The sequence below is a fragment of the Streptomyces sp. DSM 15324 genome, from assembly GCF_001514285.1.
Taxonomy (GTDB): Bacteria; Actinomycetota; Actinomycetes; order Streptomycetales; family Streptomycetaceae; genus Streptomyces.
In genome coordinates this window covers 48,029-57,890 of sequence record NZ_KQ949043.1, presented here as the reverse complement: position 1 = coordinate 57,890, position 9,862 = coordinate 48,029, and the positions used below count along the sequence as shown (strand labels likewise).

The 9,862-nt window shown below is 75.5% G+C and carries 1 protein-coding gene; it reads left to right on the top strand.

What is annotated here, in order from left to right; all coding sequences use genetic code 11:
- Positions 1–9,862 (top strand): type I polyketide synthase (locus AQJ58_RS39315; protein WP_159056403.1); only part of this gene is annotated, 9,862 nt, incomplete at both ends.

The window sequence follows — 9,862 nt, the reverse complement described above, 5'->3', positions numbered from 1 at the left end:
CCCCCTCCGACCCCGTCGCCGGTGAACCGGCCGGGTCGGGGCTGCGCGACCGTCTCGCCGGACTGCCGACGGCCGAACGCGACCGCGCTCTGCTGGAATCGGTCCTCGCCGGGGTCGCCGCGGTGCTCGGCCACGCCGACGCCGCCGCGGTGGAGGCCACACGGTCCTTCCGCGACCTGGGCTTCGACTCGCTCACGGCTGTCGAGCTGCGCAACCGGCTCGCCGCCGAGACCGGCCTGAAGCTGCCCAGCACCCTCGTCTTCGACCATCCGACGCCGGCGGCTCTGGTACGGCTCCTGCGAGCGGAACTGTTCGCCGACGGCGCCGACGACCGCGCGACCGACGCGCTGTCGCCCGTCCCGGCCCTGACCGTCACGACGGACGACCCGGTCGTCATCGTCGGCATGGCCTGCCGACTGCCCGGCGAGGTAGCGGGCCCGGACGACCTGTGGCGGCTGGTCACCCAGGGCGCCGACGCGATCTCCGCGTTCCCCACCGACCGAGGCTGGGACCTCGACGCCCTGCACGCCTCCTCCCCGGACGGCGGCCCGAGCCGCAGCCACACCCGCGCGGGCGGATTCCTCTACGACGCCGGACAGTTCGACCCGTCCTTCTTCGGCATCTCGCCCCGTGAGGCCCTCGCCGTCGACCCGCAGCAGCGGTTGCTGCTGGAGACGTCCTGGGAAGCCCTCGAACACGCGGACATCAGGCCCGGCTCGCTGCACGGCAGCCGTACCGGCGTGTTCGTCGGCGCCGGCAGCTCCGGCTACGGCGCCGGACTCCGCGAGGTGCCCGAGGGGCTCGGGGGTCAGCTGTTGACGGGTGTCGCGGGCAGCGTGGTCTCCGGCCGCGTCGCGTACACCTTCGGCTTCGAGGGCCCGGCCGTGACCGTGGACACCGCCTGCTCGTCCTCCCTGGTGGCGCTGCACCTGGCGGCGCAGTCGCTGCGCTCCGCCGAGTGCGACCTGGCGCTGGTCGGCGGTGTGACCGTGCTGGCCGACCCCGGGGCGTTCGTCGAGTTCAGCTCCCAGGGCGGGCTGGCGGCGGACGGCCGCTGCAAGGCGTTCTCCGACGACGCCGACGGCACCGGCTGGGCCGAGGGCGTGGGCGTGCTCGTCGTGGAGCGGCTCTCCGACGCCCGGCGCAACGGGCACCAGGTGCTGGCCGTGGTGGCCGGTTCCGCCGTCAACCAGGACGGCGCGAGCAACGGCCTGACCGCGCCCAACGGGCCCGCCCAGCAGCGGGTCATCCGCCAGGCGCTGGCCGGGGCCGGGCTGCGGCCCGCCGACGTCGACGCCGTGGAGGCGCACGGCACGGGCACGAGGCTGGGCGACCCGATCGAGGCGCAGGCACTCCTCGCCGCCTACGGCCAGGACCGCGAACAGCCGCTGTGGCTCGGGTCGTTGAAGTCCAACATCGGCCACACCCAGGCCGCCGCCGGCGTCGCCGGCGTGATCAAGACGGTGCTGGCGATGAACCACGGCGTGCTGCCGCGCACCCTGCACGCCGACCGGCCGTCGAGCCACGTCGACTGGTCGGCGGGCAAGGTCCGGCTGCTCACCGAGAACACCGAGTGGCCGCGGACCGAGGGACGCCCGCGGCGAGCCGGTGTGTCGGCGTTCGGCGTGTCCGGCACCAACGCACACGTCGTCCTGGAACAGCCCGACCCGCAGCGACTCGCCCTGGAGGAACGGGCCGTCGTGGAGCTCTCGGAGCCCTCGGAGGCAGGGGCCTCCGCAGAGTCCTCCTCCGGCGCCCTGCTGCCCTGGCTGGTGTCCGGCCGCAGCCGGACCGCGCTGCGCGCCCAGGCGTCTCGGCTGGCCGACCATGTCGCAGGCCGTCCCGGGACGACGGCGGTCGAGGTGGCCGCCGCGCTCGTCCGCTCCCGTGAGGCGTTCGAGCACCGGGCCGTGGTCTGGGGCACGGACCGCGAGGACCTGCTCCGCGCCCTGCGTACGGTCGCGGACGGCGAGCCGGCCGACGGTGGCGCCATCGGCTCCGACGGTGCCGTCATCGGCTCCGTCATCGGCTCCGTGCTGCAGGACGGCCGTACGGCCTTCCTGTTCGCCGGCCAGGGCTCGCAACGCCCGGGCATGGGTCGTGAGGTGTACGAGGAGTATCCGGTGTTCGCGGATGCCTTCGACGCCGTCTGCGCCCACCTGGACACCGAACTGCCGCGCCCGTTGCGCGAGGTGGCCTTCGGTGACGAGGCGGACGTACTGAACCGTACGGAGTACGCGCAGCCCGCGCTGTTCGCGCTGGAAGTGGCGCTGTTCCGGCTGCTGGAGTCGTGGGGTGTAAGCCCGGACGTGCTGCTGGGGCACTCCATCGGTGAGCTGGCCGCCGCGCACGTGGCGGGGGTGTGGTCCCTGGCCGACGCGTGCCGTCTGGTGGTCGCTCGCGGCCGACTGATGCAGGCACTGCCGGCCGGTGGGGCGATGGTGTCGCTCCAGGCGTCGGAGGACGAGGTCCTGCCCCTGCTCGCGGGCCGGGAGGCCGAGGCCGGCATCGCCGCCGTCAACGGACCGCTGTCCGTGGTGGTCTCCGGCACCGAGGACGCGGTGAGCGAGATCGCGGCGGCCGCCGAGGCGCTCGGCAAGCGCACCCGGCGGCTGCGGGTCAGCCACGCCTTCCACTCCCCGCTGATGGAACCCATGCTCGCCGGCTTCCGCGCCGTCGCCGAGAGCGTCACCTACGCGGCCCCGCTCATCCCTCTCGTCTCCGACGTCACCGGCGCCCCCGCCACCGCCGAGGAGATCACCTCCCCGGAGTACTGGGTGCGGCACGTGCGCGACGCCGTCCGCTTCGCCGACGGCGTCGGCACCCTCGCCGGCCTGAACGTCACCCGCTGGGTGGAACTCGGCCCCGACAGCACCCTGACCACGCTGGCCCAGGCCTGCCTGCCCACCACGGACGGTCTGCACGTGCCCGTGCTGCGGCACGACCGCCCCGAGTCGCCCACCCTGCTCACCGCCGTCTCCGCCCTGTTCACCCGGGGCCTCGACGTGGACTGGACGCAGGCCCTGCCGGCGCTGTCCGGGGCGCGGCGCGTCTCCCTGCCCACCTACGCCTTCCAGCGCCGGCGCTACTGGCTGGAGGTGCCGGTCGCCACGGGCGACGCCTCCGCGCTGGGGCTCGCCGCCACCGGTCATCCCCTGCTCCCCGCCGCCGTACCGGTCGCGGGCGGCGACGCGGTCGTCCTGACCGGACGGCTGTCGCTGCGCTCGCACCCGTGGCTGGCCCATCACCGGCTCGCCGGGGCCGCCGTGGTGCCCAGCACCGCCTTCCTGGAACTCGCGATCCGCGCGGGCGACCAGGTCGGCTGCGACGAGGTGCGCGAACTCGCCCTGGAGGTGCCCCTGACGGTGCCCGAACACGGCGCGGTCCAACTCCAGGTCCGTGTCGAGGAGCCGGACGCCCGGGGCACCCGTGCCCTCGCCGTCTACTCGCGGCCCGACGCCGCACGATCCGACGCCCCGGAGTCCGACGGCCCCGGCTGGACCCGCCACGCGGCCGGCCTGCTCGCGCCGGCCGGCTCCGCCGCCGCTCGGCGGGACGTCCACGCGGGCCGGGAAGCCGACTTCGCCGTCTGGCCCCCGGCCGGAGCCGAGCCGGTCGCCGTCGGAGACCTGTACGAGCAGCTGGCGGCCGACGCCGGCCTGGAGTACGGCCCGGCGTTCCGCGCCCTCACCGCCGTATGGCGGCACGGCGACGACGTGTACGCCGAGGTCGCCCTCGACGCGGAGACCCGCGAACAGGCGCGGAACTTCGGGCTGCACCCGGCCCTGCTCGACGCGGCGCTGCATCCGCTCGGCCTCGGCCTGCCGGAAGGACTGGGGGAGGGGCTCCTGCTCTTCGCCTGGCAGCGGGCGTCCCTGCTCGCCGACGGCGCCGCCTCCCTGCGCGTCCACCTGGCCCGGTGCGGCGAGGACGCGGTGACGCTCCGGGCCGCCGACGCCTCCGGGCAGCCGGTGCTCACCGTGGAGTCGCTGCGCCTGCGCCCCGCCACCCCCGCCGCCTCCGCCGCGTCCGGCCCGGTCACCGCGACCGCCGTGGACGGGACGGACACGACGGGTGCCGGGGACCGTACGCCCGCGGCTGCCGGGGATGACCGCGGCCACGAAGCCGAAGCCCCCGGCGACACCGCCGAGGGCGCACGTCCCGCCGCCCCGGCGCGGGCCGGACGCCGTCGCGCCGCCGACTCCGGCGACGAGGCCGGGGAAGCGAGCCTGCTGGACCGGCTCGCCGGGCGGTCCGCGGCCGAGCGCCGGCGCGTGCTGCTCGACCTGGTGCGCCGCAAGGTGGCCGCCGTGCTCGACTACGTCGACCTCGACGAGGTGGAGCCCTCCCGCGTCTTCAAGGACCTCGGTTTCGCCTCGGTCACCGCGGTGGAACTGCGCAACCTGCTCAGCGCGGACCTGGGCGTCCTGCTGCCGGCCACCCTGGTCTTCGACCACCCGACCCCGCTCGCGCTCGCCGCGCACCTCGACGAGGAACTCTTCGGCACCCGGCCGGACACGGCCGCGCCCGCGGCCGCGCGGAACCGGCTCGACGACGATCCGATCGTGGTCGTCGGCATGGCCTGCCGCTACCCGGGCGGCATCACCAGCCCCGAGGAACTGTGGGACCTCGTCGCCAACCGCGGCGACGGCATCTCGCCGCTCCCGGCCGACCGGGGCTGGGACCTCGCCGCGCTCTACCACCCGGACCCGGACCACCCGGGCACCTGCTACGCCCGCGAGGGCGGCTTCCTGCACAACGCAAGCCAGTTCGACCCCGGCTTCTTCGGCATCTCCCCGCGCGAGGCGCTGGCGATGGACCCCCAGCAGCGGCTGCTGCTGGAGACGTCGTGGGAGGCGCTGGAGCGGGCGGGCATCGACCCGGCGTCCCGGCGCGGCAGCCTCACCGGAGTGTTCGCCGGTGTCACCTACCAGGACTACATCGGCATCCTCGGCGCGGCCAAGGAGAGCTTCGAGGGCTACATCGGCACCGGCAACTCGCCGAGCGTCCTGTCCGGCCGGATCGCCTACGCCCTCGGGCTGGAGGGCCCCGCGCTGTCCGTCGACACCGCCTGCTCCTCCTCCCTGGTGGCCCTCCACCTCGCGGTACAGTCGCTGCGGCAGGGCGAGTGCGATCTCGCCCTGGCCGGCGGTGTGACCGTCATGTCGACGCCGGGCTCGCTCATCGAGTTCAGCCGGCAGCGGGCGCTCGCCGAGGACGGCCGCTGCAAGCCGTTCTCCGCGGACGCCGACGGAGCGAGCTGGGCCGAAGGCGTCGGCATGGTCGTGCTCGAACGGCTGTCCGACGCCCGCCGCCTCGGGCACCCCGTCCTCGCCGTCGTCCAGGGCAGCGCCCTCAACCAGGACGGCGCCTCCAACGGACTGACCGCGCCCAACGGGCCCTCGCAGCAGCGCGTCATCCGTGCCGCGCTGGCCGGCGGCGGGCTCACCCCGGCCGACGTCGACGCCGTGGAGGCGCACGGCACGGGCACGACGCTGGGCGACCCGATCGAGGCCCAGGCGCTGATCGCCGTCTACGGCCAGGACCGCGCCGACGACCGCCCCCTGTGGCTGGGCTCGCTGAAGTCCAACATCGGCCACTCCCAGGCCGCGGCCGGCGTCGGCGGCGTGATCAAGATGGTCATGGCCCTGCGCAACGGGCTGCTCCCGGCGACCCTGCACGCCGACACCCCGACCTCCGAGGTCGACTGGTCCGCGGGTACCGTACGGCTGCTCAACGACCCGGTGCCGTGGCCGCGGACCGACCGGCCGCGCCGCGCGGGCGTCTCCTCGTTCGGCATGAGCGGCACCAACGCGCACGTCATCATCGAGCAGGCCCCCGACGACGTGACGGAGCCCGACACGGCAGGGACGCCGCAGGACACGACCGTCCCGGCCGCCGTCCCCGTCCCCGTCCCGCTGGCCGCCCGCACCACCGACGGACTGCGCGCCCAGGCCGGCCGGCTCCTCGCCCACCTGCGCGAACACCCCGGAGTCGGCCTCGCCGACCTGGGTCTGTCCCTGGCCATCACCCGCACCGCCTTCGAACAGCGGGCGGTCGTGCTCGCCGCCGACGAGGAGGGCCTGGTCCGCGGGCTGCGCGACCTCGTCGAGGACGGCATGGTCAGCGAGGTCGTCCGCGGCGTCGACCGGCGCGGCACCGGACCCGTGCTGGTCTTCCCCGGCCAGGGCGCCCAGTGGCCCGGCATGGGCCGTGAGCTCCTCGACACCGCACCCGAGTTCGCCCGCCGCATCGCCGAGTGCGAGCAGGCGCTCGCGCCCCACGTCGACTGGTCGCTGACGGCAGCCCTGCGGGGCGGCCCCGACGCCCCCGACCTCGACCGGGTGGACGTCGTCCAGCCCGTCCTGTGGGCCGTCATGGTCTCCCTCGCCCACCTCTGGCGCTCCTACGGCGTCGAGCCCGCCGCCGTCGTCGGCCACAGCCAGGGAGAGATCGCCGCGGCCGTCGTCGCCGGTGCCCTGTCCCTGGAGGACGGCGCCCGCGTCGCCGCCCTGCGCAGCAGGGCCATCACCGCCATCGCGGGCGACGGCGGCATGATGTCCGTCCCGCTCCCCGCCGACGAGGTCCGCCCCCGGCTCGAACCGTACGGCGACCGGCTCGCCGTGGCCGCCGTCAACGGCCCCCGCTCGGTCGTCGTCTCCGGCGCCGCCGACGCCCTGGACGACCTGTTCACCGCGCTGACCGGCGACGGCGTGCAGGCCCGCAAGGTCGCCGTGGACTACGGCAGCCACTCCAGCCACGTCGAACCCGTCCGCGAGCAGGTCCTCGACACGCTCGCCGCACTGCGGCCGACGCCCCCCGAGATCCCGTTCCGCTCCTCGGTGACCGGCGACTGGCTGGCCGACGACACCGTCCTGGACGCCGCCTACTGGTACACCAACCTGCGCGAGACCGTCCGCTTCGAGGACGCGATCCGCGGCCTGCTCGGCGCCGGACACCGCGCCTTCATCGAGGTCGGACCGCACCCCGTCGTCGCCTTCGGTCTCCGGGACACCATCGAGGACGCCGGCGCCGACGCCGTCGCGCTCGGCACGCTCCGCCGCGACCAGGGCGGCCTGGACCGCTTCCTGACCTCCCTCGCCGAAGCCCACGTCCAGGGCGTCCCCGTCGACTGGCACGCTGTCTTCGCCGGCACCGGTGCCCGCCGCGTCGACCTGCCGACCTACGCCTTCCAGCGGCTGCGGTTCTGGCCCGAACTGCGGGACGCGGAGCCCGCCGCCGAGGACGGCGCACAGGCGTCCGACGAGGTGGAGAGCCGCTTCTGGCGGACGGTGGAGGAAGCGGACCTCGCCTCCCTCACCGCCACCCTCGACGTCGGCGGCGACACCCCGCTGCGCGAGGTGCTGCCCGCGCTGTCCGCCTGGCGGCGCAGCAGCAAGGAGCAGTCCACCGTCGACAGCTGGCGCTACACCGTCGGCTGGACCCCGCTCACCCAGGACACCGCCGCGGCGCCCCCGTCCGGCACCTGGCTCCTCGTCGTGCCCGCCGCCGGCCACGCCCTGGCGGACGCCACCCGGCAGACGCTGACCGACCACGGCGTCACCGTCCGGACCGTCACCGTCGACGGCGCGGCACCCGGCGCCGACCGCGAGGGACTGGCCGGCCTGCTGACCGCCGCGCTCGCCGCCACGGACGCCGAACCCGCCCTGGAGGCGGCCGACCTCGGCGGAGTGCTCTCGCTCCTCGCCCTGGACGAGACCCCGCACCCCGACCACCCGTCCGTGCCCACCGGTCTCGCGGCCACCCTCACGCTCGTCCAGGCCCTCGGCGACCTCGGCATCAGCGCACCCCTGTGGTGCGCCACCCGGGGCGCCGTCGCCCTCACCGCCTCGGAGACCGTGCTGAGCGCACCGCAGGCCCTCGTCTGGGGCTTCGGCCGGGTCGCCGCCCTGGAGCACTCCGACCGCTGGGGCGGCCTGATCGACCTGCCCGCCACCCTGGACCGCCGGGCGGGCGACCGGCTGTGCGCCCTGCTCGCCCGGCCCGACGGCGAGGACCAGACCGCCCTGCGCGCCTCCGGCACCTACGGCCGCCGCCTGCTGCGCGCCCCGCTCGACGGCGTCACACCGCCCGGCGAGACCTGGCGCCCCCGCGGCACCGTCCTGATCACCGGCGGCACCGGCGCGGTCGGCGGACACATCTCCCGCTGGCTCGCCTCCCGCGGCGCCGATCACCTGCTGCTCACCAGCCGCCGGGGCGCCGACGCGCCCGGCGCCGGCGAACTGGCGGCGGAGCTGACCGCGCTCGGCGCCGGCCGCGTCACCCTCGCCGCCTGCGACGTCGCCGACCGCGACGCCCTGCGCGAGCTGCTCGGGTCGATCCCCGAGGAACACCCGCTCGACGCCGTGCTGCACATCGCCGGCTCCCTCGACGACGGTGTCATCGACGCCCTCGACCCCGGCCGTATGCACCCGGTGCTGCGCACCAAGGCCACCGCCGCGGTGAACCTGCACGAACTGACCGCCGGACTCGACCTGTCCGCCTTCGTCCTGTTCTCCTCCACCTCCGGCACGATCAGCGGACCCGGCCTCGGCAACTACGCCCCCGGCAACGCCTTCCTCGACGCCCTCGCCCAGCAGCGCCGCTCCCTCGGCCTGCCCGCCACCGCCGTCGCCTGGGGCCACTGGGCCGACGGTGGCATGGGCGACGGCGCGGTCGGTGACCGTCTGCGCCGCTACGGCGTCTACGACATGCGGCCCGAACTGGCCTGCCAGGCACTCCAGCAGGCACTCGACCACGGCGAGACCCACGTCGCCGTGACCGACATCGGCTGGGAACGGTTCGCGCCCGCCTTCACCGGCTCGCGGCCCAGCGCCCTCCTGCGCGACCTGCCCGACGCGCGGCGCGTCCTCGCACCGGCCGGCACCACCGCCTCCCGTTCGACCGCCGGCGACTCCTTCGGCGGCGACGGCGACGGCGCCGACCAGCCCGCGCTCCGCCGCCACCTCGCCGGCCTCCCCGCCGACGAACGGGCGGACGCCGTCCTCGACGTCGTCCGCGGCTATGTGGCCACCGTGCTCGGCTACCCCGGGCCCGAGGCGGTCGAGCCGACCCGCGCCTTCAGCGACCTCGGCTTCGACTCGCTCAGCGCCGTCGAACTCCGCAACGGCATGAACAAGATCAGCGGAATGCGGCTGCCGGCCACGCTGGTCTTCGACTTCCCGAACTGCGCCGAACTGGCGCGGATGCTGCTCGGCGAACTCGGAGCGGCAGCCGACGGCACGGACTCCGCGGACGACCGCCTGCCGGCCGCCACCCGGACCGCCGCCGACCCTGTCTCCGTCGCCGACGACCCGATCGTCATCACCGCGATGAGCTGCCGCTTCCCCGGCGGGGCCGACACGCCCGAGGACTACTGGCGGCTGCTCGCCGACGGCACCGACGCCATCGCACCGTTCCCGGCCGACCGTGGCTGGGACGTCGACAACCTCTACCACCCCGACCCCGACCACCCCGGCACCTGCACCGCCACCGAAGGCGGCTTCCTGCGGGACATGGCCGCGTTCGACCCCGCCTTCTTCGGCGTCTCGCCGCGTGAGGCGCTGGCGATGGACCCGCAGCAGCGGTTGCTGCTGGAGCTGGCGTGGGAGACGTTCGAGCGGGCCGGGATCGACCCGACGACCCTGCGCGGCTCGCGCACCGGCGTCTTCGCCGGCACCAACGGCAACGACTACACCCCTCTCCTCGTCGCCTCCGGCGAGGACGTCGGCGGCCACCTCGGCACCGGCAACGCGGCGAGCATCGTCTCCGGGCGGGTGTCCTACACGCTCGGCCTGGAGGGCCCGGCCGTCACGATCGACACGGCGTGCTCGGCCGCCCTGGTGGCGCTGCATCTGGCGGC